Genomic DNA, 25481 nt, shown 5'->3' on the forward strand with positions numbered 1-25481 from the left:
AGACTATACCTCGTTAAACTGCTGATAACTTGCTTCACTAAAACCCAGCAGCATAGGACGACCGGGCGCGCAGAGCAATGGGCGTTTGATAATCGCCGGCATTTCCAGCATCAATGCGGCGGCGGCATCGGCATTATCGATGCTGTTGCGCAGCGATTCGTCCAGCTTGCGCCAGGTGGTGCCGCGGGTGTTCAGCAGCGCCTGCCAGCCCAGTTCGGCAATAAAGGTATCCAGTTGCGCGCGGTCGAGGCCATCGGCGCGGTAGTCATGGAAGCGATAGTCAATCTGATGCGCTTCCAGCCAGCGGCGGGCTTTTTTAATGGTATCGCAGTTTTTAATTCCGTACATGGTGAGCATAGATAAACCTTTAACATTCAATTAAGCGGTTAACTCAGATATTTCCGAATATATAAGCCTTATTGAAATAATACGTGATTCAGATGAATAAATATAACTTTTTACCGGGTATCTTATGCCATGTTTTCGGGTGATTAAAATTCGCCCAGTCGCGGGCATGATGTGAGGGCACTAACAATATTACGAAAATGTTGCCTGATGGTGCTATGCGTCACATAATTTTTACATACGAGACGGCATAGTGGCGGCAACCAGAGGTTTTATCTCTGTCAGCGGTCCACAAGACAATCAGAGCAATAGGGGAGCTCAACTTCCCATCAGCAATGAAGTTATATAGAATCGACCATAATAATAAGAGAGGCTATTATGATTGAACATGAACTGGGGAACTGGAAAGATTTTATTGAAGGCATGCTTCGTAAATAAATTTCCGCAATGTGAGCAGGGGAATAACGCGACGTAAATAAGCGCGTCATGGTTCTGAACGCATAAAGAAGGCGACCATCCAGGTCGCCTTTTCTGTTATTCCGGCTCGCCGCCGACGCCCGACGGTTTATTGCGGACGCTCCTTCAGCGGAAAGCGGCGGCGCACCAGCACAAAGAACAGCGGTACGAAAAAGATGGCCAGCACGGTGGCGGAGATCATCCCGCCCATCACCCCGGTACCGACCGCATGCTGGCTGCCGGAGCCGGCTCCGGTGCTGGTGGCCATCGGCAGGACGCCGAAGATAAACGCCAGCGAGGTCATCAGAATGGGGCGCAGGCGCTGACGGCAGGCCGACAGCGTGGCGCTGAGCAGATCCTGGCCTTTCTCGTTGAGCTCATTGGCGAACTCGACGATCAGAATGGCGTTTTTCGCCGACAGGCCGATCACCGTCAACAGGCCCACCTGGAAGTAAACGTCATTCTCCAGGCCGCGCATCCAGGTCGCCAGCAGGGCGCCAATCACCCCGAGCGGGACCACCAGCATCACCGAGAACGGCACCGACCAGCTCTCGTACAGCGCCGCCAGGCACAGGAACACCACCAGCAGAGAAATCGCGTACAGGGCCGGCGCCTGAGCGCCGGAGAGGCGTTCCTGATAGGACATGGCGGTCCATTCGAGGCCAAAGCCGGTTGGCAGCTGCGCGGCCAGTTTCTCCATCATGTCCATCGCGGTACCGGTACTGATGCCCGGCGCCGCCTCACCGACGATCTCCACCGCCGAATAGCCATTGTAGCGCTCCAGACGCGGCGAGCCGGTCTCCCAGCGCGAGGTGGCGAAGGCCGAGAACGGCACCATCGTGCCGCTGCTGTTGCGGACGTACCAGAGATTGATATCGTCAGGCAGCATTCGATATTTCGCCGCCGCCTGGACGTAGACTTTCTTCACTCTCCCGCGATCCATAAAGTCGTTGACGTAGCTCGACCCCCACGCGGTTTGCAGCGTATCGTTGATGTCGTCAATGGAGACGCCCAGCGCCTGAGCTTTACGCTGATCGATATCGACCTGCAGCTGCGGGCTGTCGTCGAGCCCGTTATGCCGGACCCGGGTCAACAGCGGGTTTTTACCCGCCAGCTCAAGCAGCGTATCGCGCGCCGCCATCAGCGCATCGTGCCCCTTACCGGCGTGATCTTCCAGCTCCATATCGAAGCCTGCCGAACTGCCGAGGCCGCTGATCGCCGGCGGGCTGCTGGCGATGACCCGGGCTTCGTTGATCTGATTAAACGCTTTGGTGGCGCGTTCAATAATGGCAAAGGAGGAGCCGGTTTGCGGATCGCGCTGGTCCCAGTCTTTGAGGCGCACGAACATACGGGCTACGTTCTGCCCGTTGCCGCCGGGGCCGGAGCCAACGGTAGCGAACACCGACTCCACGTTTTGCTTCTCGTTATTGAGGAAGTAATCTTCCGCTTTCTGCACCACTTTCAGCGTCTGCTGTTGGGTGCTGCCGCTCGGCAACTGTACCGAGGTGGTGAACATTCCCCGATCCTCCAGCGGCAGGAATGAGGTGGGCAGATGCAGGAACAGGAACACCATCCCGCCGAGCAGAACGACGTAGATCAGCATCCAGCGCAGCGAGCGATGAAGAATTTTGCCGACGAAGGTTTCATAGCGGCTGGCGCTGCGGTTAAAGGTGCGGTTGAACCAGCCGAAGAAGCCTTTTCTCTCATGAGATTCACCTGGCTTAACCGGTTTGAGCAGGGTGGCGCAAAGGGCCGGGGTGAGGATCATGGCCACCAGCACCGAGAGGACCATCGCCGCGACGATAGTAATTGAGAACTGGCGATAGATAGCGCCGGTGGTGCCGCCGAAGAAGGCCATCGGCACAAACACCGCCGACAGCACCATCGCGATCCCCACCAGCGCGCCCTGAATTTGTCCCATCGATTTGCGGGTGGCTTCCCGCGGCGACAGGCCTTCCTCGCTCATGATGCGCTCAACGTTTTCCACCACCACGATGGCGTCATCCACCAGCAGGCCGATAGCCAGCACCATCGCGAACATCGTCAGGGTGTTGATGCTGTAGCCACAGGCATAAAGCACCGCGAAGGTGCCCATCAGCACCACCGGCACGGCGATGGTCGGGATCAGGGTGGCGCGGAAGTTCTGCAGGAACAGATACATCACGAGGAAAACCAGCAGGATCGCCTCCAGCAGGGTTTTCACCACGTCGGTAATGGAAGCCTTCACGAAGGAGGTGGTCTCGTAGGCGACTTTATATTCCAGCCCGTGCGGGAAATACTGCGACAGCTCATTGAGGCGAGCGATCACGCGCTCCGCGGTGGCCATTTCGTTGGCGCCGGAGGCGAGCTTAATTCCCAGGCCAGAGGCGGCCTGGCGGTTATAGCGGCTAAGATAGTCGTACTTCTCCGCCCCCATCTCCACGGTAGCGACATCGCCGAGGGTCACCTCTGAACCATCCTGATTGACGCGCAGGGTGATATTGCGAAACTGCTCCGGGGTTTGCAGCAGAGATTGCGAGTTGATGGTGGCGTTCAGCGCCTGCTTATCGACGGAAGGCGTGCCGCCGAGCTGGCCGACGGCAATCTGGGCGTTCTGCGAACTGATGGCGTCGGTAACATCCTTGGTGGTCAGCTGGAAGCTATTGAGCTTTGCCGGATCGAGCCAGATGCGCATTGAGTATTGCGAGCCGTAGGCGTCGATATCCCCTACGCCGTTGACGCGGCTGAGCGGGTCCTGAATGTTACTGGCGACGTAGTCGGCGATATCCTGTTTATCCATACTGCCGTCGGTGGAGACGAAGGCGAGGGTCAGGATATTGGTATCGCCAGTCTTGCGCACCGTTACCCCCTGGTTTTGCACCGCCTGCGGCAGCTTACGCATCGCCGACTGCAGCTGGTTTTGCACCTGCTGTACGGCTTCATCCGGGTCGGTACCGGCGGTAAAACTGAGGGTGATGGTCGCCTGGCCGGTGGCGCTGCTCTGGGATGACATATACATCAGGTTATCGAGGCCGGTCATATTCTGTTCGATAACCTGGGTGACGGTATTCTCCAGGGTTTGCGCGGAAGCGCCGGGATAGTTGGCCGTGACCCGCACATTCGGCGGGGCCAGATCGGGATACTGTTCAACCGGTAGCGACAAAATGGCAAGGGTGCCCGTCAGGCATAACAGGATTGCCAGCACCCACGCAAAAATGGGGCGATCGATAAAGAAATTCGCCATCAGAATAAAAACCTCATATGCACATGTTCTTGTTATTGCACAGCCTGTGCCACTTTAGCCCCAGCGCCTCCGGCAATCGTGGAGAAATTAAGGAGATAGTGTAATTTATCATGTTGCTTTTGCCGTATCGTAAAGAAACATCGAACTTTCCTGCCGCCGGGTCGGCCACTCCGCTTCGCCCGCAGCACCCGGGGACGCATTATTCCTTGCCGGTGTGAAACCTGATTTCATTTAAGTCAAAAAAATTGATCCAAAACGGATTCTTTCCAGAAAAAGGGTATCCTGGGCAAATGAACATTGTTCCGGCCTCGTCTTGTCGGGTAATAAATAGGCATGCGAATTAAGGGGTTATTCACCAATAAGACAAAAGGAAGCCATGAACCACTTTATATTGAGCGATAGCCGAAAATGTATCGGTTGCCAGGCCTGCGAAGTGGCCTGCGTAATGGCGCATAACGAGGAGCAACATGCGCTGACCCCGCAGCGCTTTTTGCCCCGTATCACCGTGATTAAAGCAGAAGGGCAGCGTAACGCCATCACCTGCCGCCACTGCGAAGACGCCCCCTGCCTCCGCAGCTGCCCCAACGGCGCCATCGCCCAGGCTGGCGACAGCGTTCAGGTCTGTCAGGAGAAATGCATTGGCTGTAAATCCTGCATGGTGGCCTGCCCGTTCGGGGTGATGCAGGTCGTGGTCACGCCGCAAGCCGCAGGCCAGGTGAAAGCCAGCGCGCAAAAATGCGATCTGTGCGCGGGCCGCGAGGCGGGACCGGCCTGTGTGGAAAACTGTCCGGCGCAGGCGCTGAGCCTCGCCGACGATGAGACATTGACCACGCTGGCCAGGCAGCGGCGTCTGCGGTCGGCCTGCCAGGAGGCGCAGCCGTGGCAGCGCGGCGCGGCCCCCGCCAGGCAGCCCGACGCCGGCGAGAAGGCCAGGCAAATGGCGATGACGCCGCCGCGCGGAGAGCCGGATAAGCTGGCGGCGGAGGCGCGTAAGAGCCACTTTGAGGAGATCTATCAGCCGTTCACCCCGACGCAGGCCAGGCAGCAGGCCGCCCGCTGCCTGAAATGTGGAGAACACAGCATCTGTGAATGGACCTGTCCACTGCATAACCACATTCCGCAGTGGGTCGAGCTGGTGAAGGCAGGGGATATCGCCGCCGCGGTCGCCCTGTCCCATCAGACCAACTGTCTGCCGGAGATCACCGGCCGCGTCTGCCCTCAGGACCGGCTGTGTGAGGGCGCCTGCACCCTGCGCGATGAAAGCGGCGCGGTCACCATCGGCAATATTGAGCGATTTATATCCGACCAGGCGCTGGCCAGCGGCTGGCGTCCGGACCTCTCGCAGGTTAAGCCGAGCGGCAAACGGGTGGCGATTATCGGCGCCGGACCGGCCGGGCTGGCCTGCGCCGATGTGCTGGTGCGCCACGGCGTACAGCCGGTGGTCTTTGACCGTCATCCGGAGATCGGCGGCCTGCTGACCTTCGGCATTCCGGCGTTCAAGCTGGATAAGTCACTGCTGGCCCGGCGGCGGGCGATTTTCTGCGAGATGGGCGTCCACTTTGAGCTCAACTGCGAGGTGGGGAAAGATATCCCCCTGGCGACGCTGCTGGCTGAGTATGACGCGGTGTTCGTCGGCGCCGGAACCTATCGCTCCATGAAGGCCGGCCTGCCGAATGAAGAGGCGCCCGGGGTCTACGATGCGCTGCCGTTTCTTGTCGCCAACACCAAACAGGTGATGGGGCTGGCGGAATCGACGCAGGAGCCTTATGTCAACACCGCCGGGCTGAACGTGGTGGTGCTGGGGGGCGGCGATACGGCGATGGACTGCGTGCGCACCGCGCTGCGCCATGGCGCCCGCCAGGTGACTTGCGCCTATCGGCGGGATGAAGCCAACATGCCGGGCTCGAAAAAAGAGGTCAAAAACGCCCGCGAAGAGGGGGCGCTCTTTGAGTTTAACGTCCAGCCGGTGACGCTTGAGCTGGACGAGAACGGACGGGTGAACGGGGTTCGCTTTTTGCGCACCGAGCTTGGCGCGCCGGACGCCGGCGGAAGACGCCGCCCGACGCCGATCCCCGGCAGCGAGTTTGTTATGCCGGCAGAGGCGGTGATCATGGCCTTTGGCTTCCACCCGCACCGCATGCCCTGGCTGGAAGCGGCCGGGGTGGCGCTGGACAGCCAGGGGCGGATTAAAGCCGGAGTGGAGAGCCGTTACCGTTATCAGACCAGTCAGGAGAAGATCTTCGCCGGCGGCGATGCCGTGCGCGGCGCCGACCTGGTGGTAACGGCGATGGCGGAAGGCCGTCATGCGGCGCAGGGGATCCTTGACTATCTGGGGCTGAAAACGACGCCGCTTCACTGACGACAAACCCGGCTCCGCAGCGTAGTATGAGGGCGTCCTTTTACGCTGTGGGGTCGGTATGTCACTCAATATTCACGTCATTAAAGATAAAATCCTCTCTGAGAACTGGTTCGTACTACGCAACATGACCTATGAGCTGACGCGGGCGGACGGCAGCGTCGTGCGCCACAAACGCGAGGTCTACGATCGCGGCAATGGCGCCACCGTGCTGCTGTATAACCGCCATAAGCAGACGGTGGTCCTGGTGCGTCAGTTCCGGGTCGCCACCTGGGTCAATGGCAATCATGACGGCATGCTGATTGAAACCTGCGCCGGGCTGCTGGACAACGACGAGCCGGAGGCCTGCATTCGGAAAGAGGCGGTGGAAGAGACCGGCTATGAAGTGGGCGAGGTGCGAAAGCTGTTTGAGCTGTTTATGTCGCCAGGCGGCGTCACCGAAGTGGTGCATTTCTTTATCGCCGAGTACAGCGACGCCCAGCGAACCACCAGCGGCGGCGGGGTGGATGACGAAGCCATCGAGGTGCTGGAGCTGCCCTTTAGCCAGGCGCTACAGATGGTCGCTGATGGGGAGATCCGCGACGGGAAAGCGGTCATTCTGCTGCAGTATCTGCAAACCTCCGGCCTGATGTCGGGGAACTCTGACAAATCCGATTGAGTCAGCGGCTGCCGTTGTCCAGGATAGGCGCCGTGGTCGGGTTTATCTGGGGTCGGGCGGTTCATGCTTTTTCGCATCATTTTTTTCCTCTTTCTGGCGGTGCTGCCTTGCTCACAGGCATGGTCGGCACCGGCGCAGCAGCGCTTCAACGACTGGCAGGTCACCTGTAATAACCAAAATTTCTGCGTCACCCGCAACGTGGGGCTGCATTATGGTCTGGTGATGACCCTCAGCCGCAGCGCCGGGGCGGCTACTGACGCCAGCCTGCGTATCGAACTGGGCGGCACCGGCAATCCGGTGGCGACGCTCGCGCCGATAGCGCCGCGCCTGCTGCTGGATGGTAAACCGCTGTCCCTGACCGACAAGCGCTGGCACATTGAAGATAAACTCATTAAAACCGACGACAGCGTGACGATCGATGCCTTCCTTCAGCGGGTCCAGGAGGGAAAAACCCTCTCGCTGGCCAACGGCCTGCAGACCATCTCCCTGCAGGGGCTGAAAGCGGCCCTGTTATTTATCGACGCCCGGCAAAAGCGGGTGGGCAGCGAAACGGCCTGGGTCGGCAAAGGGGAGGAGCCGCCGCTCAGCGTACCGCCGGCGCCGGCGCTGCGCGCGGTGGCGAGCGCGGTCACGGCGCAGTCGCCGCTGGGACGTGATGAACTCAACGATCTGATGGACTACGGCAATGAGCGGATGAGCAACAGCAACTGCTCCCTCGATCCGTTCCGCCGCGAAATTCGCGTCACTGCGCTGACGGATGACAAAGTGCTGCTGATGACCAGCTGTGAATCCGGGGCGTACAACACCGTCTGGCTGGCCTGGCTGGTCTCCCGCCAGCGCCCGTATGTCGCCCGTCAGGTGCGGCTGACGCTGCCGTTTCAGCCGCCCGGCGAGGCGCCGCGGGAGATTGAGCTGATTAACGCCAGCTATGATGACCGTCGTCATGAGCTGGTGACCCTGGACAAGGGTCGCGCGTCTGGCGATTGCGGGATCCAGACCCGCTGGCGTTTTGACGGCCAGCGGTTCAGCCTCTCCCGTTACGCACAGCAGCCGACGTGCGACAACTGGCAGGGGCCAGATGCCTGGCCCACGCTGTGGATCACCCGTTAAGCACCTGTTCGGCGGTGGCGACGATATGGTCGACCGTAAAGCCAAAGAACGGGAACAGCTGCTCCGCCGGGGCGGATTCACCGTAGCCGGTCATGCCGACGATCTTGCCTTTTAAGCCGACATATTTATACCAGTAGTCCGCTATCCCGGCCTCGACGGCCACCCGGGCGCTGACGTCCGACGGCAGCACCGACTCGCGCCAGGCCTCGTCCTGAGCGTCAAACACGTCGGTGGAGGGGAGCGAAACCACCCGCACATTCACTCCGTTGGCCAACAGTTTTTCCGCCGCCAGGACGGTGATTTCCACTTCCGAGCCGGTGGCGATGAGGATCAGGTCGGGTTTGCCGCCGGCATCCTTCAGCACGTAGCCGCCCCGGGCGATATCCTGAACCTGTTGCGGGGTACGCGGCATCTGCGCCAGGTTTTGTCGCGACAGGATCAGCGCCGTCGGTCCGCCCTGACGCGCGATGGCCGACTGCCAGGCGACGGCGGTCTCCACCTGGTCGCAAGGACGCCAGGTGCTGAAGTTGGGCGTCAGCCGCAGACTGGCCAGCTGTTCCACCGCCTGGTGGGTCGGACCGTCTTCCCCAAGACCAATGGAGTCATGGGTATAGACCATGATCTGCCGGGCCTTCATCAGGGCCGCCATGCGCGCGGCGTTGCGGGCGTATTCCACAAACATCAGGAAGGTCGAGGTATAGGGAATGAAGCCCCCGTGCAGGGCGATGCCGTTGGCCGCCGCGGTCATGCCGAATTCGCGCACGCCGTAGTGAATATAGTTGCCGGCGGCATCCTCTTTAATCGATGTCGAGCCAGACCAGATGGTCAGGTTACTCGGCGCGAGATCCGCCGAACCGCCCAGCAGCTCCGGGAGGTGGGGGCCGTACGCGTTCAGCGCATTCTGCGAGGCTTTACGGCTGGCGATCTTCGCCGGCTCGGCCTGCAGCTTCGCCACGTAGTCACGCGCCGTCGCGGCAAAATCCTCCGGCAGGGCGCCTGCCATGCGACGGGTTAGCTCAGCGGCCAGTTCCGGGAACTGCTGCTGGTAGGCGGCGAATTTCTCGTTCCAGGCGTGCTCGGCTTTTTCGCCGCGTGGCCGCGCATCCCAGCCCTGATAGATCTCTTTCGGGATCTCAAAGGGCGGATATTTCCAGCCCAGCTGCTGGCGGGCCAGGGCCACCTCTTTTTCACCCAGCGCCGCGCCGTGCGACTCCTCTGAGCCGGCTTTGTTGGGCGAACCGAAGCCGATGATGGTCCGACAGATGATCAGCGACGGCTTATCTTTCACCGCCTGCGCTTCCGTAATGGCTTGTTTGATGGCCTGCGGATCGTGGCCGTCGATATCGCCGATCACATGCCAGTGGTAGGCGCGGAAGCGTTCCGCTGTATCGTCGGAAAACCAGCCTTCGGTTTTGCCGTCAATGGAGATGCCGTTGTGATCGTAAAAACCGATCAGCTTGCCCAGTCCGAGCGTGCCTGCCAGCGAACAGGCTTCATGGGAGATCCCCTCCATCAGACAGCCATCGCCCATGAAAACCCAGGTGTGATGGTCGATAATCTCATGACCGGGGCGGTTAAACTGCGCCGCCAGGGTGCGTTCGGCAATGGCCATACCGACGGCGTTCGCCAGCCCCTGGCCCAGCGGGCCTGTGGTGGTCTCCACCCCGGGGGTATAGCCATGCTCCGGGTGACCCGGCGTTTTAGAGTGCAGCTGGCGGAACTGCTTCAGCTCTGACAGCGGCAGATCGTAGCCGGTCAGGTGCAGCAGACTGTAGAGCAGCATCGACGCGTGGCCGTTGGACAGAATAAAGCGGTCGCGGTCCACCCAGCCAGGGTTCTGCGGATTGTGCTTAAGAAAATCGTTCCACAGCACTTCGGCAATATCTGCCATCCCCATTGGCGCACCGGGGTGGCCGGAATTGGCTTTCTGCACCGCGTCCATACTCAGGGCGCGGATGGCGTTGGCAAGCTCTCTTCGGGACATAGTTTTCTCCGTGAGACTAAAGTGACAGTTTGGCGGCAAGCAGATCTTCCAGTTTGCGTTGATCGACGGCGAACAGGCGGATACCCTCCGCCAGCTTTTCGACCGCCATAGGATCCTGATTATGTTCCCAGCGGAACTCCGCCTCGCTGAGCGGCACCGGGCGCGGCAGGATCTGGCTGGCAGGGATCAGTTTGCGCACCACCGGGGCGTCGCTGGCCTGCAGCTCTTTTAATAAAGGCGGGGCGATGGTCAGGCGGTCGCAGCCGACCAGGGCGAGGATCTGCTCGGTGCGGCGGAAGCTGGCGCCCATCACGATGGTGTTGTATTTATGCTGTTTGAAGTAGTCATAGATATTGCGCACGGATTTCACTCCTGGATCTTCCTCAACCACGTAAGGATCCAGCGGTTTGCGCGCCTGATACCAGTCATAAATACGCCCGACGAAAGGGGAGATCAGATAGACCCCGGCTTCGGCGCAGGCCCGGGCCTGGGAGAAGGAAAACAGCAGCGTCAGGTTGCAGTGGATCCCCTCTTTTTCCAGCGTTTCGGCGGCGCGGATCCCCTCCCAGGTGGAGGCCAGCTTGATCAGGATCCGTGACTTATCAATGCCCATCTCCTGATACAGCGCCACCAGATGGCGTGCCTTCTCGATACTCTTCTCCCGGTTGAAGGAGAGCCGGGCGTCCACCTCGGTGGAGACACGGCCAGGAATGCTTTTGAGGATCTCCGCGCCAAAATTGACCGCCAGCTTATCGCAGGCGTGAGTTACCTGCGCTTCGCGGCTGCCTCCTTGCTTTTTGGCCCAGGCGATCGCGTCGTCGATGAGTCCGCTATAGGATGCCAGCCCGGCGGCTTTCAGCAGCAGGGAGGGGTTGGTGGTGGCATCTTCCGGATGGTAGTGGCGGATAGATTCGATGTCGCCGCTGTCGGCGACCACGGTGGTGAACTGCTTAATACTGTCTAGCTGATTCATGGATAAGTCCTCCTGGAACAAGGTGTTACATGAGTGCTTGCCGGTATGCGGTATAAATATTGATGAGGTACATAACCAAAAAGCATAGCAGACGGGGCTATTATTGGCGGCGAATCCGGGTAACATAACCGCTATAAATTGATAACAACCAGATCATAGCGATGGCCAGAGTTTGGCGGTGTTCAAAGTTTATCGCCCCGCCAGGAGGGATACTGTCTGCCACTGAAAGGTGAACGACAGGATGGTCATCACGCTTTTTCCCTACGAACGATACGTGAAAGAAAGGAATATAAAATGGATGAGCAGTTAAAACAGAGCGCCCTCGACTTCCACGAATTTCCGGTTCCCGGAAAAATCCAGGTCTCGCCGACCAAACCTCTCGCCACCCAGCGCGATCTGGCGCTGGCCTACTCGCCGGGCGTCGCGGCCCCCTGTCTGGAAATCGAAAAAGATCCGCTGGCGGCTTACAAATATACCGCCCGCGGCAACCTGGTGGCGGTCGTCTCCAACGGCACCGCGGTGCTGGGGCTTGGCAACATCGGCGCCCTGGCCGGCAAACCGGTAATGGAGGGCAAAGGCGTCCTGTTTAAGAAATTTGCCGGCATCGATGTGTTTGATATCGAAGTCGATGAGCTGGACCCGGACAAATTCATTAACGTCGTCGCCGCCCTCGAGCCGACCTTCGGCGGCATCAACCTCGAAGATATTAAAGCGCCGGAGTGTTTCTACATTGAGCAGCAGCTGCGCGAGCGGATGAATATTCCGGTGTTCCATGACGATCAGCACGGCACGGCGATCATCAGCACCGCGGCGATCCTCAACGGCCTGCGCGTCGTTGAGAAGAATCTGTCCGACGTGCGGATGGTGGTCTCCGGCGCGGGGGCGGCGGCTATCGCCTGCATGAACCTGCTGGTGGCGCTGGGGATGCAAAAGCACAACATCGTGGTCTGCGATTCGAAAGGCGTTATCTATAAGGATCGTGAGCCGAACATGGCGGAAACCAAAGCGGCCTACGCGGTGGAAGACGACGGCAAACGCACCCTCGATGACGTGATCGACGGCGCGGACATTTTCCTCGGCTGCTCCGGTCCGAAAGTGCTGACCCCGGAGATGGTGAAGAAGATGGCGCGCGCGCCGCTGATCCTCGCCCTGGCCAACCCGGAGCCGGAAATTCTGCCGCCGCTGGCGAAGCAGGTCCGCGATGACGCCATCATCTGCACCGGCCGCTCCGACTACCCTAACCAGGTCAACAACGTGCTCTGCTTCCCGTTCATCTTCCGCGGCGCGCTGGACGTCGGCGCGACGGCGATCAACGAAGAGATGAAGCTGGCGGCGGTGCATGCCATTGCCGAGCTGGCCCATGCCGAGCAGAGCGAAGTGGTCGCCTCCGCCTACGGCGATCAGGATTTAAGCTTTGGCCCGGACTACATTATTCCGAAACCGTTCGATCCGCGGCTGATCGTCAAGATCGCCCCCGCGGTGGCGAAGGCGGCGATGGACTCCGGCGTGGCGACGCGCCCGATCGCCGATTTTGACGCCTATATCGAGAAGCTGAGCGAGTTCGTCTATAAGACCAACCTGTTTATGAAGCCTATCTTCTCTCAGGCGCGCAAAGAGCCGAAGCGCGTGGTGCTGGCGGAAGGGGAGGAGACCCGGGTGCTGCACGCCACCCAGGAGCTGGTGTCGCTGGGGCTGGCCAAACCGATTCTGGTGGGGCGCCCGAGCGTGATTGAAATGCGCATCCAGAAGCTGGGCCTGCAGATCAAGGCCGGCGTTGACTTCGAGATCGTCAATAATGAATCCGACCCGCGGTTTAAAGAGTACTGGAGCGAGTACTACCAGCTGATGAAACGCCGCGGCATTACCCAGGAGCAGGCGCAGCGGGCGGTGATTAGCAACACCACGGTGATTGGCGCCATCATGGTTCACCGTGGCGAAGCGGATGCGATGATCTGCGGCACCATTGGCGAGTACCACGACCACTACCGCGTGGTGCAGCCGCTGTTCGGCTATCGCGACGGCGTCAGCACCGCCGGGGCGATGAACGCGCTGCTGCTGCCGAGCGGCAACACCTTTATCGCCGACACCTATGTCAATCACGATCCATCGCCGGAAGAGCTGGCGGAGATCACCCTGATGGCGGCGGAAAGCGTGCGTCGCTTTGGTATCGAACCGCGGGTGGCGTTGCTGTCGCATTCCAACTTTGGCTCTGCCGACTGCCCGTCCGCCAGCAAGATGCGCAGAACCCTTGAGCTGGTGAAGGCGCGCGCGCCGGAGCTGATGATCGATGGCGAAATGCATGGCGACGCCGCGCTGGTGGAAAGCATTCGCAACGATCGCATGCCGGACAGCCCGCTGAAGGGGTCGGCCAATATTCTGGTGATGCCGAATATGGAAGCCGCCCGGATCAGCTATAACCTGCTGCGCGTCTCCAGTTCGGAAGGGGTCACCGTCGGGCCGGTGCTGATGGGGGTAGCGAAGCCGGTGCATATCCTGACGCCGATCGCCTCTGTGCGTCGCATCGTGAATATGGTGGCGCTGGCGGTTGTCGAAGCGCAAACCGAACCGCTGTAAACGTCATAAAAAAGCCCCGGTACTCCGGGGCTTTTTGGTCTGATTTGGCGTCGCTCAGATCCAGGCTTTCACTTTAATAAACTCGTTCAGCGCCGCCTCAGGGCTGCCGGCCTCCGGCTGGTAATCATATTCCCAGCGTACCAGCGGCGGCATCGACATCAGAATAGATTCCGTCCTACCGCCGGTCTGCAGACCGAACAGGGTGCCACGGTCCCAGACCAGATTGAATTCGACGTAGCGGCCGCGGCGATAGAGCTGAAAATGGCGCTCACGCTCGCCGTACGGCGTGGCTTTTCGGCGTTCGACGATGGGTAAATAGGCGTCAGCGTAACCGTTACCCACTGCCTGCATAAAGGCGAAGCAGTGGTCAAAATCCGGGGTGTTCAGGTCGTCAAAGAACAGACCGCCTATCCCGCGCTGTTCCTGGCGGTGCTTCAGATAGAAATAATCATCGCACCATTTTTTATAGCGCGGATAGACGGCTTCGCCGAACGGCAGACACAGATCGCGGGCGGTACGATGCCAGTGGACGGCATCCTCTTCAAAGCCGTAGTAAGGGGTTAAATCAAAGCCGCCGCCGAACCACCACACCGGCTCGGCGCCAGGCTTTTCGGCAATAAAGAACCGCACGTTGGCGTGGCTGGTGGACACATAGGGGTTCAGCGGATGGACCACCAGCGAGACGCCCATGGCTTCAAAGCTGCGTCCGGCCAGCTCCGGGCGGTGGGCGGTGGCGGAGGCTGGCATGGCGTCGCCATGGACATGGGAAAAGTTGACCCCCGCCTGCTCGAACACATTGCCGTCGCGCAGCACCCGGCTGCGTCCGCCGCCGCCGCCTTCCCGCTGCCAGGCGTCTTCAATAAACGGCGCGCCATCCACGGCGCTTAGCTGCTGACAGAGGCTGTCCTGCAGCTGGAGCAGAAAAGTTTTAACCTGCGCGGCATCGGGTTTCATTAACGTCTCTTCGAATGGGCTTTCTGGTTATCGAACCAGTGGAAATAGCTGATAATGCCGTTGGCAATCGCGGTGGCGATTTTCTGCCGGAAGGCGGTGGTGCCGAGCAGTTTTTCCTCGTTCGGGTTCGTAATGAACGAGGTTTCCACCAGCACGGACGGTATGGACGGCGACTTCAGCACCACGAACGCCGCCTGTTCGGTATTGCGGCTGTGCAGCTTATGCACCGGCTTGATCTTTTTCAGGATATGCGAGCCCAGCGTCAGGCTGTTTTTAATGGTGTCGGTCTGTACCAGATCGAACAGCACCTGCTGCAGCAGATGGTCTTTATCCGTCGCTTTCTTACCGGCGACCTCGTCGGCGCGGTTTTCGCGATCGGAGAGGTATTTCGCCATGGCGCTACTGGCGCCGCGGTTTGACAGAGCGAACACCGAGGCGCCGGCAGCGCTCGGGTTGGTGAAGCCATCGGCGTGGATCGACATAAACAGATCGGCGCCGTGCTGATGGGCAATCTCCACGCGGTCATACAGCGGGATAAAGGTATCGCCGGTGCGGGTCAGGCGGGCGTCAATGCCGTTGCTGCGCAAGATGCTGCGCACGTTCTTAGCGATCGCCAGCACCACATGCTTCTCTTTCGAGCCATTATGGCCGATAGCCCCGGTGTCGATGCCGCCGTGGCCCGGGTCGAGCATCACAATGCGGCGTGCGCCGGCCTTTTTGGCGGCGGGTTTGCTGTGTCCATTTGATGTTTTCAGTGGCTGCTCTTTTGCGCTGACCTGTGCAGTGACGCCGCTCAGCGTCATGGCAGCCAGCCCGGCTTTCAGCACCTGACGGCGCGAAGCAAGTATTTTTAAGGGTTTAAAAGTGCTCATTCGGCCTGAATTGTAAACAAGTGATGTCCAATGTTATATCGTATCGCGTTTGCCGTTACGACCATTCAAAATAAGAATTGTTTTACTTTTCATTTCAATACATGACAAAGTCATATTATGCCATTTTTTGTCGCTGATTTCGCCTGATATTGGCTATCAGTCATATTCGCGCCATAATCACTGTTTTTAACCGTCAATGGTGGGGAATACCATGGAGATTCGCGTTTTTCGCCAGCAGGATTTCGAAGAGGTTGTGACGCTGTGGGAGCGTTGCGATCTGCTGCGTCCCTGGAACGATCCGGAGATGGATATTGAGCGCAAGCTGAATCACGATGTCAGCCTGTTCCTGGTGGCGGAAGTGAACGGCGAAGTCGTCGGTACGGTGATGGGCGGATATGACGGCCATCGCGGGTCGGCCTACTATCTGGGCGTCCATCCTGAATATCGCGGTCGGGGGATCGCGAACGCGCTGCTCAACCGTCTGGAGAAAAAGCTGATTGCTCGCGGCTGCCCGAAAATCAATATTATGGTCCGCGAGGACAACGACGTGGTGCAGGGGATGTACGAGCGGCTGGGCTATGAGTACGCCGATGTCCTGACCCTGGGCAAACGCCTGATTGAAGATGAAGAATACTGAGTTTATCCCCGCCGATTTTGATGCCCATGGCCGTCTGCGTCTGCCTTTCCTTTTCTGGTGCGTGCTGTTGTTACAGGCCCGCACCTGGGTGCTGTTCTTGATGGCCGGCGCGTCGCGTCAGCAGGGCGACGCGATTCTAAATCTGTTCTATCCCGATCACGACCGCTTCTGGCTCGGTCTACTCCCCGGCGTGCCGGCGGTGCTGGCCTTTCTGCTTAGCGGCTATCGTCAGCGCCTGCCGCGCCTGTGGCGGGCGATGCGCTGGCTGCTGGTGTTATCGCAAGTGCTGCTGTTGCTGTGGCAGCCGATGCTATGGCTGAGCGGCGAATCTCCCTCCTCGCTGACCATCGGACTGCTGGCGGCGGATGGTTATGCCCTGTGGTGGCTGGCGACCAGCCGTCGCCTCGGCGCCTGTTTTCGCCAGACCACCTTTTAATGGCACTTTTTGCCGATCGTGAACTCCAACATGCGTTGAATGACTCAGAAAGGATTGTGATATGAAATCGCTACGTGTAATGCTCTGCGCGCTTCCGCTGGCGCTGACCGGCTGCTCAACGATGAGCGCGGTCAACTGGTCGGCGGCCTATCCGTGGAACTGGTTTGGTTCTTCCACCGAGGTGACCGAGCAGGGGGTGGGGAAACTGACGGCGTCCACGCCGCTCAACGAACAGGCCATTAGCGATGCGCTGGGGAGCGACTACCGTTTGCGCAGCGGAATGAAGACCGATAAGGGGAATATCGTCCACTACTTTGAAGCGCTGAAAGACAACAGCGTGGCGCTGACCATCAATGGCGACAACGGCGCCATCAGCCGGATTGACGTGCGCGATGCCGAAATCAAAACCGCCAGCGGCGTGAAAATCGGCACACCGTTCAGCGACCTGTACAGCAAAGCCTTCGGCAACTGCCAGAAAGCCAGCAATGACAATGGCGCGGTCGTCGAGTGTCAGGCCGAGGGGAGCCAGCATATCAGTTACGCCTTCACCGGTCACTGGAGCGGCCCGGAGGAGCTGATGCCCTCCGACGATACGCTGAAAAACTGGAAGGTCAGCAAAATTATCTGGCGTCGCTAAATTGATCTGAAGAGACACGACGGCCCTGAAAAACGGTTACAATGGCGCGTTAGCAACGCGACAGCGTTGTAGTTGCATCATTTCAGGAGGAGCGATGTCTCAGGTTCAGAGCGGCATTTTGCCGGAACATTGCCGCGCGGCGATTTGGATTGAAGCCAATATCAAAGGGGACGTTAACGCCCTGCGCGAAGCGAGCAAAAATTTTGTCGATAACGTGGCCACCTTCCAGGCTAAATTCCCCGACGTTAAACTCGGTGCGGTGGTGGCGTTCGGCAATACCGTCTGGCGTCAGCTGAGCGGCGGCGAAGGGGCGGAGGAGTTAAAAGATTTTCCGGTCTACGGCAAAGGGCTGGCGCCATCCACCCAGTATGACCTGCTGATTCATATTTTATCCGCCCGCCATGAAGTGAACTTCTCGGTGGCGCAGGCCGCGCTGGCCGCCTTTGGCGACGCTATCGAGGTGAAAGAAGAGATCCACGGCTTCCGCTGGGTGGAAGAGCGTGACCTCAGCGGCTTCGTCGACGGCACCGAAAACCCGGCGGGGGAAGAAACCCGTCGTGAAGTGGCGGTGATCAAAGACGGCGTGGATGCGGGCGGCAGCTACGTATTCGTCCAGCGCTGGGAGCATAATCTCAAACAGCTGAACCGCATGAGCGTGCCGGATCAGGAGATGATGATTGGCCGCACCAAGGAAGCCAACGAAGAGATCGATGGCGACGCACGTCCGGTCACGTCTCACCTGAGCCGCGTTGACTTAAAAGAAGATGGCAAAGGGCTGAAAATCGTCCGCCAGAGCCTGCCGTATGGCACCGCCAGCGGTACCCATGGCCTCTATTTTTGCGCCTACTGCGCGCGTCTGTACAACATCGAGCAGCAGCTGCTGAGCATGTTCGGCGATACCGACGGCAAACGCGACGCGATGCTGCGCTTCACCAAACCGGTGACCGGCGGCTATTACTTCGCGCCGTCCCTGGAGCGTATTCAGGCGCTGTAATGCTTTCCCCTCACCCTAACCCTCTCCCTGAGGGAGAGGGCCGGGGTGAGGGGGAGAGTTCCTCGTGCGTGCGCAGGATCACCTGCAGCACGCCGGTTTCGTTCCGGTCATACTCGATATTCCAGAAGCGTAAAACGGTCCAGCCCTGCTGCTTAAGCCATGTTGTGCGCCGGGCATCGTATTCAGTCCGGCTGTCATGCTGGCCGCCGGTGAACTCAATCACCAGGCGAAATCTTGAATATAGGGTCCAGCGGGATGCTGGCGGTGAAACTTGTAGCTGGCAAAACGGCGATCGCGCAGCTGGTGCCACAGGCGGCGCTCCTGCGGCGTCAGGTGGCGGCGCAACTGCCGGGCGTCATTTGTGCTGTTTTCCATTAACAAAGTGTGCCACGCTGTTCGCCCCTCGTCCGATTTCATCACCTTATTTGCCAGCCGCTTTCAGCTAAGCTTTGCCAGGTGCTTATTCCCTTTTCGACTTCCAAATCGCCAAACGGTATATAAAACCGTTACTCCTTTCGTACCCGTTATAAATATGATGATCATCAGTAAATGATCATTTTTGATAAGGGTGCGCAATGGCCGTTAAATCACTGAAAAAAGGATATCTGGCGCTGGCGGTTTCCATGCTGCTGGTGGCGCAGGCGCAGGCGACGGAGCTGCTGAACAGCTCCTATGATGTCTCCCGCGAGCTGTTTGCCGCCCTTAACCCGCCTTTTGAGCAGCAGTGGGCGAAGGACAATGGCGGGGACAAGCTGACCATCAAGCAGTCGCACGCCGGCTCGTCCAAGCAGGCGCTGGCGATCCTGCAGGGCCTGAAGGCGGACGTGGTGACCTACAACCAGGTGACGGACGTGCAGATCCTGCATGACAAAGGCAACCTGATCCCGGCCGACTGGCAAAGCCGCCTGCCGAACAACAGCTCGCCGTTCTATTCGACGATGGGCTTCCTGGTGCGCAAAGGCAACCCGAAAAACATTCATGACTGGAATGACCTGGTCCGCTCTGACGTTAAGCTGATCTTCCCGAACCCGAAAACCTCGGGTAACGCGCGGTACACCTACCTGGCGGCCTGGGGCGCGGCGGATAAAGCCGACGGCGGCGATAAAGCCAAAACCGAACAGTTTATGACCCAGTTCCTGAAGAACGTCGAAGTCTTCGACACCGGCGGACGCGGGGCGACCACCACCTTCGCCGAGCGCGGCCTGGGCGATGTGCTGATCAGCTTCGAGTCGGAAGTGAACAATATTCGCAAGCAGTATGAGGCGCAGGGATTTGAAGTGGTGATCCCGAAAACCAACATTCTGGCGGAGTTCCCGGTGGCCTGGGTGGATAAAAACGTCAAAGCCAACGGCACGGAAAAGGCGGCGAAAGCCTATCTGAACTGGCTCTACAGCCCGCAGGCGCAGACCATCATTACCGACTACTACTATCGGGTAAACAACCCGAAAGTGATGGATTCGCTGAAGGATAAATTCCCGCAGACCGAACTGTTCCGCGTGGAGGACAAGTTTGGCTCCTGGCCTGAAGTGATGAAAACCCACTTCGCCAGCGGCGGCGAACTGGACAAACTGCTGGCGGCGGGGCGTAAGTAATGTTTGCTGTGTCGTCCAAGCGCGTGCTGCCGGGCTTTACCCTGAGCCTCGGCACCAGCCTGCTGTTTGTCTGTCTGATTCTGTTATTACCGCTCAGCGCGCTGGTGATGCAGCTGGCGCAGATGAGCTGGGCGCAGTACTGGGATGTGATCACCAACCCGCAGGTGGTGGCGGCCTATAAGGTGACGCTGCTGTCGGCGTTCGTGGCCTCGATTTTTAACGGCGTCTTCGGCCTGCTGATGGCGTGGATCCTTACCCGCTATCGTTTTCCGGGCCGCACGCTGCTGGATGCCTTAATGGATCTGCCGTTTGCGCTGCCGACGGCGGTGGCCGGCCTGACCCTGGCTTCGCTGTTTTCGGTTAACGGCATTTACGGGGAATGGCTGGCGAAGTTCGATATTAAAGTGACCTATACCTGGCTCGGTATCGCCGTGGCGATGGCGTTCACCAGCATCCCCTTCGTGGTACGTACCGTGCAGCCGGTGCTGGAAGAGCTGGGACCGGAATATGAAGAAGCAGCGGAAACGCTGGGCGCTACGCGCTGGCAGAGCTTCCGCAAGGTGGTGCTGCCGGAGCTGTCGCCAGCGCTGCTGGCGGGCATTGCCCTGTCGTTTACCCGCAGCCTCGGCGAATTTGGCGCGGTGATTTTTATCGCCGGCAACATCGCGTGGAAGACGGAAGTGACGTCGCTGATGATCTTTATTCGACTGCAGGAGTTTGACTATCCGGCGGCGAGCGCCATCGCCTCGGTGATCCTGGCCGCCTCACTGCTGCTGCTGTTTTCCATCAATACCCTGCAGAGTCGCTTTGGTCGACGCGTGGTAGGTCACTAATGGCGGAAGTTACTCAATTGAAACGCTACGACGCGCCCCGCATCAACTGGGGAAAATGGTTTCTGATTGGCGTCGGGATGCTGGTCTCCGCCTTCATCCTCGTGGTGCCGATGCTTTACATCTTTATCCAGGCCTTCAGCAAAGGGTTAATGCCGGTGCTGGAAAACCTGGCCAATCCGGACATGCTCCACGCCATCTGGCTGACGGTGATGATCGCCTTGATTACCGTGCCGGTGAACCTGGTGTTCGGGACCTTGCTGGCCTGGCTGGTCACGCGCTTTACGTTCCCGGGACGCCAGCTTCTATTGACGATGCTGGATATCCCGTTCGCTGTCTCGCCGGTGGTAGCCGGTCTGGTTTATCTGCTGTTCTACGGCTCTAACGGTCCGCTGGGCGGCTGGCTTGATGCGCATAACCTGCAAATCATGTTCGCCTGGCCGGGCATGGTGCTGGCGACGATCTTTGTCACCTGTCCGTTTGTGGTGCGTGAGCTGGTGCCGGTGATGATGAGTCAGGGCAGTCATGAAGATGAGGCGGCGGTCTTGCTGGGCGCTTCCGGCTGGCAGATGTTCCGCCGGGTGACGCTGCCCAATATTCGCTGGGCGCTGCTGTACGGCGTGGTGTTGACCAACGCCCGCGCCATCGGCGAATTCGGCGCGGTGTCGGTGGTCTCCGGTTCGATCCGCGGAGAAACGCTGTCGCTGCCGCTGCAAATTGAATTACTGGAGCAGGATTACAACACCGTCGGCTCGTTTACCGCCGCGGCCCTGCTGACGTTAATGGCTATTCTGACCCTGTTTTTAAAGAGTATGTTGCAATGGCGTCTGGCCAATCAGGAAAAACGCGCGCAACAGGAGGGAAATCATGAGCATTGAGATTGCCAATATTAAGAAATCGTTTGGTCGCACCCAGGTGCTGAATGATATCTCGCTGGATATCCCTTCCGGACAAATGGTTGCGCTGCTGGGGCCTTCCGGCTCCGGGAAAACGACCCTGCTGCGGATTATCGCCGGGCTGGAGCATCAGACCAGCGGTCATATCCGCTTCCACGGTACCGACGTCAGCCGGATGCACGCCCGCGACCGTAAAGTGGGCTTCGTCTTCCAGCACTATGCGCTGTTCCGCCATATGACCGTGTTCGATAACATCGCTTTTGGCCTGACCGTGCTGCCGCGCCGCGAACGACCCAACGCCGCGGCGATTAAAGCCAAAGTGACCAAACTGCTGGAGATGGTGCAACTGGCTCACCTGGCGGATCGCTATCCGGCGCAGCTGTCCGGTGGTCAGAAACAGCGCGTGGCGCTGGCGCGCGCCCTGGCGGTAGAGCCGCAAATTCTGCTGCTGGATGAACCTTTCGGCGCGCTGGATGCGCAGGTGCGTAAAGAGCTGCGCCGCTGGCTGCGTCAGCTGCATGAAGAGCTGAAATTTACCAGCGTGTTCGTCACCCACGATCAGGAAGAGGCGATGGAAGTTGCCGACCGGGTGGTGGTGATGAGCCAGGGCAACATCGAACAGGCCGATGCGCCTGAACGCGTGTGGCGTGAGCCGTCGACCCGCTTCGTGCTGGAGTTCATGGGGGAAGTGAATCGCCTGCAGGGGGTTATCCGCGGCGGACAGTTCCACGTTGGCGCTCACCGCTGGCCGTTAGGCTATACCCCGGCATACCAGGGGCCGGTGGATCTGTTCCTGCGTCCGTGGGAAGTGGACATCAGCCGCCGAACCAGCCTGGATTCGCCGCTGCCGGTGCAGGTCCTGGAGGCCAGCCCGAAAGGTCACTACACCCAATTAGTCGTCCAGCCTCTGGGGTGGTATGACGAACCGCTGAGCGTGGTGTTAACGGGCGATGAGGCGCCGTCCCGCGGCGAACGGCTGTTCGTCGGGCTGCAAAACGCGCGCCTGTACAACGGTACCGAGCGTATCGAGCCGCGCGGCGAGCTTGCTCTGGCGCAGTCGGCCTGATAGCTTAAATCCATGTGCTTTTGCCGGGTGACGCTGTGCTTACCCGGTCTGGAATTATCACGCGTCTGGTAGGCCGGGTAAGCGAAGCGCCGCCCGGCTTTTTTATTGAGTAAAAATCGTGAATACACTCGAACACACCATCGGCAATACCCCTCTGGTCAGGCTTCAGCGTCTGGGGCCGGACAATGGCAGCGAAATCTGGGTCAAACTTGAAGGCAATAATCCAGCCGGTTCGGTGAAAGATCGCGCTGCGCTGTCGATGATCGTTGAAGCGGAAAAGCGGGGCGAAATTCAGCCCGGCGACGTGCTAATTGAAGCGACCAGCGGCAACACCGGTATCGCGCTGGCGATGATCGCCGCGCTGAAAGGCTACCGGATGAAGCTGCTGATGCCCGACAACATGAGCCAGGAGCGCCGGGCCGCGATGCGCGCCTATGGCGCCGAGCTGATCCTGGTCACCAAAGAGCAGGGGATGGAGGGGGCCCGCGACCTGGCCCTGGAGATGGCTCAGCGCGGGGAGGGCAAACTGCTCGATCAGTTCAACAACCCGGACAACCCCTACGCCCACTACACTACCACCGGGCCGGAAATCTGGCAGCAGACCGCGGGGCGTATCACCCACTTTGTCTCCAGTATGGGGACCACCGGCACCATTACCGGCGTGTCACGTTTTCTGCGCGAACAGAGTAAACCGGTGACCATTGTCGGCCTGCAGCCGGAGGAGGGCAGCAGTATTCCCGGGATACGCCGCTGGCCGGCAGAGTATATGCCGGGGATCTTTAACGCTTCGCTGGTGGATGCGGTGCTGGATATTCATCAGCAGGATGCCGAGAACACCATGCGTCAGCTGGCGGTACAGGAAGGCATTTTCTGCGGCGTCAGCTCTGGCGGCGCGGTAGCCGGGGCGTTACGTATCGCTCGCGAAAATCCAGGCGCGGTGGTGGTGGCGATCGTCTGCGATCGCGGCGATCGCTACCTCTCCACCGGCGTGTTCGGCGAGGAACACTTTAGCCAGGGAGCGGGTATTTAATCATCGAGCAGGTCGGTGCCGTAGGAGTTATCGACGGTGCACAGCCAGCGCTCGCCCTGCTTCTGAAAGACATAGGTTGCGCGTCGCGTAACCTGTGTTATCCCCTGTGCCGTCGGGATATCCAGCCGGGTCTCCATAATCACCAGCGCATTGCCGCCGCCCTCGATGATCTCCATTTTCCCCTGAGTCACGATCAGCCGGTGCTGGAAATAGTCGGCAATGGCGATAAACGCTTTGCGGATATTCTCTTTCCCTCTGACCACCATGCCCGGTTTGACGACCAGCGCGGCGTCTTCCGCGTAATAGCCCATCAGGGTATCGTAATCTTCCTGCGAGATGGCGCGGTCGCAGGCCTCAATGACTGTTTTTAGCGTCAGGTCAATGTGATGCATCTCTGGTGCTCCTTATTGTGAGCGATTTATCAGCCACCGAGAGCGTTGTATCCGTCTCGACGTTCCGGTCATGCAGGTAAGACTACGCCAGTTTTCGTTTAATTTTTCAGTAACTTGTCGACAGCTGCCATCCCTCCCCGATGCGTTCGGCGCACTGCCTGCGTCAGGGGGCGTTTAACACCTGGGCTATATCGGCCGCCAGGCGGGCAATCTCAGCGTCGCTCAGGCGGCCCAGCGACAGGCGTAGCCCGTGGGAGGGCGTACGGATGCCAAACACCTCCCCCTCACGGACCAGCCAGCCGGCCCGGGCCAGGCGTAAGGCGTAGGGTTGGCTCGCCGTTGGCAGCGGCAGCCAGAAATTGAGGCCATCGCCAGGCGCAGCATGACTGTCGCCGTGCCGGGCCAGCGCTGCCGCCAGTTTCTCATTCTGTTGCCGATAGTGACGGCGGGTCTCCGTCATCGAGGCGATAAACGCCTTATCGGTGAGACAGGCCAGCGTCAGATCCTGCAGCAGATGGCTGACCCACTGGCTGCCGGCGTTAAGCCGCAGACGCAGCGCGGAGGAGGTGTCGACATCGCTGGCGATAAAAGCCAGCCGCAGGTCTGGCCCGAGGGTTTTTGACATCGAACGCACCACCGCCCAGCGTTGGGTGCTCGCCGGCAGAGGAGAAAACCAGGGCGTGGCCGACAGCAGGGCAAAATGGTCATCGACGATCGGCAGCACCTGCGGATAGCGGGCCAGCACCTCCCGCAGGGCATGCGCCCGGGTTTCCGTCAGGCTACAGCCGGTAGGATTGTGCGCGCGCGGGGTCAAGATCACCGCCCGCGCGCCGTTGCGTAACGCCTCCTCCAGCCCGTCTGGATCCATCCCCTCGGCATCCACCGCCACCGGGCAGGGGGTAAAGCCAGCGTAACGCACCATATTGATGCTACTGAGAAAACAGGGATCTTCAACCACCACGCCGTCGCCGGGGAGCAGCAAGGCGCACAGCAGACGCTCCAGCGCATCAATCGCCCCGCTGGCGAGATTCAGGGCAAAGGGAACGGTTATCTCCCTGGCAAACCATGCCTCAGCCCATTCTCCTAGCCGCGGCTCGATGGGGGCATCGCCATACAGGCGGGGCGTGCGGGCAATTTGGCCCAGATAGCGTGGTAAATCAGGCAGCCTGGCGGGGTCCGGATTGCCGCTGGAAAGATCGTTCAGCGGCGTCGTGGGGTCACCGCCTTCCAGCGCCGGCAGCGGATCCCGGGCTTTGATAGCTGTGCCGTTTCGTCCCTGGCTGACGGCCAGCCCGGAGGTGACCAGCCGTTTATAGGCGGCGGCGACGGTATTGCGATTCACCGCAAGCTGGCTGGCGAGCTCGCGGACCGGCGGCAGAACCTCTCCGGGCTGCAAGCCACCGCTCTGCACCAGATGGCGGATATGATCGAAGATATCGCTGGCGGTTTTTCCGGCAAACATTATT

General features: G+C 59.7%; 22 protein-coding genes and 1 pseudogene. 14 read left to right on the forward strand and 9 right to left on the reverse strand.

Annotated features, from left to right (window positions below; translation table 11 throughout):
• Positions 1-3: 3 nt before the first annotated feature.
• Positions 4-357: an ArsC family reductase gene (locus MKR05_RS16635; protein ID WP_023290610.1), complete on the reverse strand. Its 354-nt coding sequence runs from the start codon at positions 355-357 to the stop codon at positions 4-6.
• A 366-nt stretch (positions 358-723) separates the two neighbouring features.
• On the opposite strand from MKR05_RS16635, the gene ypfM reads away from it, so the two are divergent.
• On the forward strand, positions 724-783 hold the full coding sequence (gene ypfM / locus MKR05_RS16640; RefSeq protein WP_100181659.1) for a protein YpfM: 60 nt from the start codon (positions 724-726) through the stop codon (positions 781-783).
• Positions 784-910: 127 nt separating this feature from the next.
• On the opposite strand, the gene acrD is transcribed toward ypfM, so the two are convergent.
• A complete protein-coding gene (acrD, locus tag MKR05_RS16645; RefSeq protein ID WP_032453700.1) occupies positions 911-4024 on the reverse strand; it encodes a multidrug efflux RND transporter permease AcrD in 3114 nt (1037 codons plus the stop codon).
• A gap of 376 nt (positions 4025-4400) precedes the next feature.
• On the opposite strand from acrD, the gene aegA reads away from it, so the two are divergent.
• From aegA to MKR05_RS16660, 3 genes are all read left to right on the forward strand, one after another.
• Positions 4401-6383 carry a formate-dependent uric acid utilization protein AegA gene (aegA, locus tag MKR05_RS16650; RefSeq protein WP_101989157.1) on the forward strand — a complete coding sequence of 661 codons (1983 nt, stop codon included), beginning with the start codon at positions 4401-4403 and terminating at the stop codon, positions 6381-6383.
• 58 nt (positions 6384-6441) lie between these two features.
• The gene (gene nudK / locus MKR05_RS16655; protein WP_002913754.1) at positions 6442-7038 is read left to right on the forward strand and encodes a GDP-mannose pyrophosphatase NudK; all 597 of its coding nucleotides are present in this window, start codon (positions 6442-6444) and stop codon (positions 7036-7038) included.
• Positions 7039-7101: 63 nt separating this feature from the next.
• Positions 7102-8148 (forward strand): DUF1176 domain-containing protein, encoded by a 1047-nt coding sequence (locus tag MKR05_RS16660; protein ID WP_101989156.1) that lies wholly within the window; start codon positions 7102-7104, stop codon positions 8146-8148.
• Here MKR05_RS16660 and tkt read toward each other — a convergent pair.
• Together tkt and tal are read right to left on the reverse strand one after the other, a co-directional pair.
• Positions 8138-10132: a transketolase gene (gene tkt / locus MKR05_RS16665; protein ID WP_101989155.1), complete on the reverse strand. Its 1995-nt coding sequence runs from the start codon at positions 10130-10132 to the stop codon at positions 8138-8140. The genes MKR05_RS16660 and tkt overlap by 11 nt on opposite strands.
• A 16-nt stretch (positions 10133-10148) precedes the next feature.
• Positions 10149-11105, reverse strand: coding sequence for a transaldolase (gene tal / locus MKR05_RS16670; RefSeq protein WP_101989154.1), 957 nt, complete (start codon positions 11103-11105; stop codon positions 10149-10151).
• 294 nt (positions 11106-11399) lie between these two features.
• Between tal and maeB the strand changes: the two genes are divergently transcribed.
• Positions 11400-13679, forward strand: a complete 2280-nt coding sequence (gene maeB / locus MKR05_RS16675) for an NADP-dependent oxaloacetate-decarboxylating malate dehydrogenase (protein ID WP_023290604.1) — start codon at positions 11400-11402, stop codon at positions 13677-13679.
• Positions 13680-13733: 54 nt separating this feature from the next.
• Here maeB and hemF read toward each other — a convergent pair whose 3' ends face one another.
• The gene (gene hemF, locus MKR05_RS16680; RefSeq protein ID WP_101989153.1) at positions 13734-14633 is read right to left on the reverse strand and encodes an oxygen-dependent coproporphyrinogen oxidase; all 900 of its coding nucleotides are present in this window, start codon (positions 14631-14633) and stop codon (positions 13734-13736) included.
• Entirely contained in the window at positions 14633-15505 is an 873-nt protein-coding gene (gene amiA, locus MKR05_RS16685; RefSeq protein WP_004201984.1) for an N-acetylmuramoyl-L-alanine amidase AmiA, read from the reverse strand. Before amiA ends, hemF begins: the two co-directional genes overlap by 1 nt.
• 211 nt (positions 15506-15716) lie before the next feature.
• Between amiA and MKR05_RS16690 the strand changes: the two genes are divergently transcribed.
• The 4 genes from MKR05_RS16690 to MKR05_RS16705 all read left to right on the forward strand — a co-directional run bounded on the left by MKR05_RS16690 (position 15717) and on the right by MKR05_RS16705 (position 18209).
• The gene (locus MKR05_RS16690) at positions 15717-16142 is read left to right on the forward strand and encodes a GNAT family acetyltransferase (RefSeq protein ID WP_002913637.1); all 426 of its coding nucleotides are present in this window, start codon (positions 15717-15719) and stop codon (positions 16140-16142) included.
• Positions 16129-16578 carry a DUF2919 domain-containing protein gene (locus MKR05_RS16695; protein ID WP_032453690.1) on the forward strand — a complete coding sequence of 150 codons (450 nt, stop codon included), beginning with the start codon at positions 16129-16131 and terminating at the stop codon, positions 16576-16578. The genes MKR05_RS16690 and MKR05_RS16695 overlap by 14 nt, the downstream gene beginning before the upstream one ends.
• A 61-nt stretch (positions 16579-16639) precedes the next feature.
• Complete coding sequence (locus tag MKR05_RS16700) at positions 16640-17215, forward strand: RpoE-regulated lipoprotein (protein WP_101989152.1); 576 nt, start codon at positions 16640-16642, stop codon at positions 17213-17215.
• A gap of 94 nt (positions 17216-17309) precedes the next feature.
• Complete coding sequence (locus tag MKR05_RS16705; protein ID WP_284118387.1) at positions 17310-18209, forward strand: Dyp-type peroxidase; 900 nt, start codon at positions 17310-17312, stop codon at positions 18207-18209.
• A gap of 10 nt (positions 18210-18219) precedes the next feature.
• Here MKR05_RS16705 and MKR05_RS16710 read toward each other — a convergent pair.
• A pseudogene (locus MKR05_RS16710) lies at positions 18220-18584 on the reverse strand (DUF559 domain-containing protein).
• A gap of 200 nt (positions 18585-18784) precedes the next feature.
• Here MKR05_RS16710 and cysP point away from each other — a divergent pair.
• The 5 genes from cysP to cysM all read left to right on the forward strand — a co-directional run bounded on the left by cysP (position 18785) and on the right by cysM (position 23623).
• Positions 18785-19801 carry a thiosulfate/sulfate ABC transporter substrate-binding protein CysP gene (cysP, locus tag MKR05_RS16715; RefSeq protein WP_064155264.1) on the forward strand — a complete coding sequence of 339 codons (1017 nt, stop codon included), beginning with the start codon at positions 18785-18787 and terminating at the stop codon, positions 19799-19801.
• Entirely contained in the window at positions 19801-20634 is an 834-nt protein-coding gene (gene cysT, locus MKR05_RS16720; RefSeq protein ID WP_002913626.1) for a sulfate/thiosulfate ABC transporter permease CysT, read from the forward strand. The genes cysP and cysT overlap by 1 nt, the downstream gene beginning before the upstream one ends.
• On the forward strand, positions 20634-21509 hold the full coding sequence (cysW, locus tag MKR05_RS16725) for a sulfate/thiosulfate ABC transporter permease CysW (RefSeq protein ID WP_004201990.1): 876 nt from the start codon (positions 20634-20636) through the stop codon (positions 21507-21509). Before cysT ends, cysW begins: the two co-directional genes overlap by 1 nt.
• Positions 21499-22593 carry a sulfate/thiosulfate ABC transporter ATP-binding protein CysA gene (gene cysA / locus MKR05_RS16730; protein ID WP_004201991.1) on the forward strand — a complete coding sequence of 365 codons (1095 nt, stop codon included), beginning with the start codon at positions 21499-21501 and terminating at the stop codon, positions 22591-22593. Before cysW ends, cysA begins: the two co-directional genes overlap by 11 nt.
• 118 nt (positions 22594-22711) lie before the next feature.
• Positions 22712-23623, forward strand: coding sequence for a cysteine synthase CysM (gene cysM / locus MKR05_RS16735; protein ID WP_044524311.1), 912 nt, complete (start codon positions 22712-22714; stop codon positions 23621-23623).
• Here cysM and MKR05_RS16740 read toward each other — a convergent pair.
• On the reverse strand, positions 23620-24015 hold the full coding sequence (locus tag MKR05_RS16740) for a nuclear transport factor 2 family protein (RefSeq protein ID WP_049013912.1): 396 nt from the start codon (positions 24013-24015) through the stop codon (positions 23620-23622). The two genes, cysM and MKR05_RS16740, sit on opposite strands and share 4 nt — an antisense overlap.
• A gap of 163 nt (positions 24016-24178) precedes the next feature.
• Positions 24179-25477, reverse strand: coding sequence for a transcriptional regulator PtsJ (ptsJ, locus tag MKR05_RS16745; RefSeq protein ID WP_238875362.1), 1299 nt, complete (start codon positions 25475-25477; stop codon positions 24179-24181).
• Between the last annotated feature and the right edge of the window lie 4 nt (positions 25478-25481).

The organism is Klebsiella sp. K5-204 (assembly GCF_030128585.1).
Taxonomy (GTDB): Bacteria; Pseudomonadota; Gammaproteobacteria; order Enterobacterales; family Enterobacteriaceae; genus Klebsiella; species Klebsiella quasipneumoniae.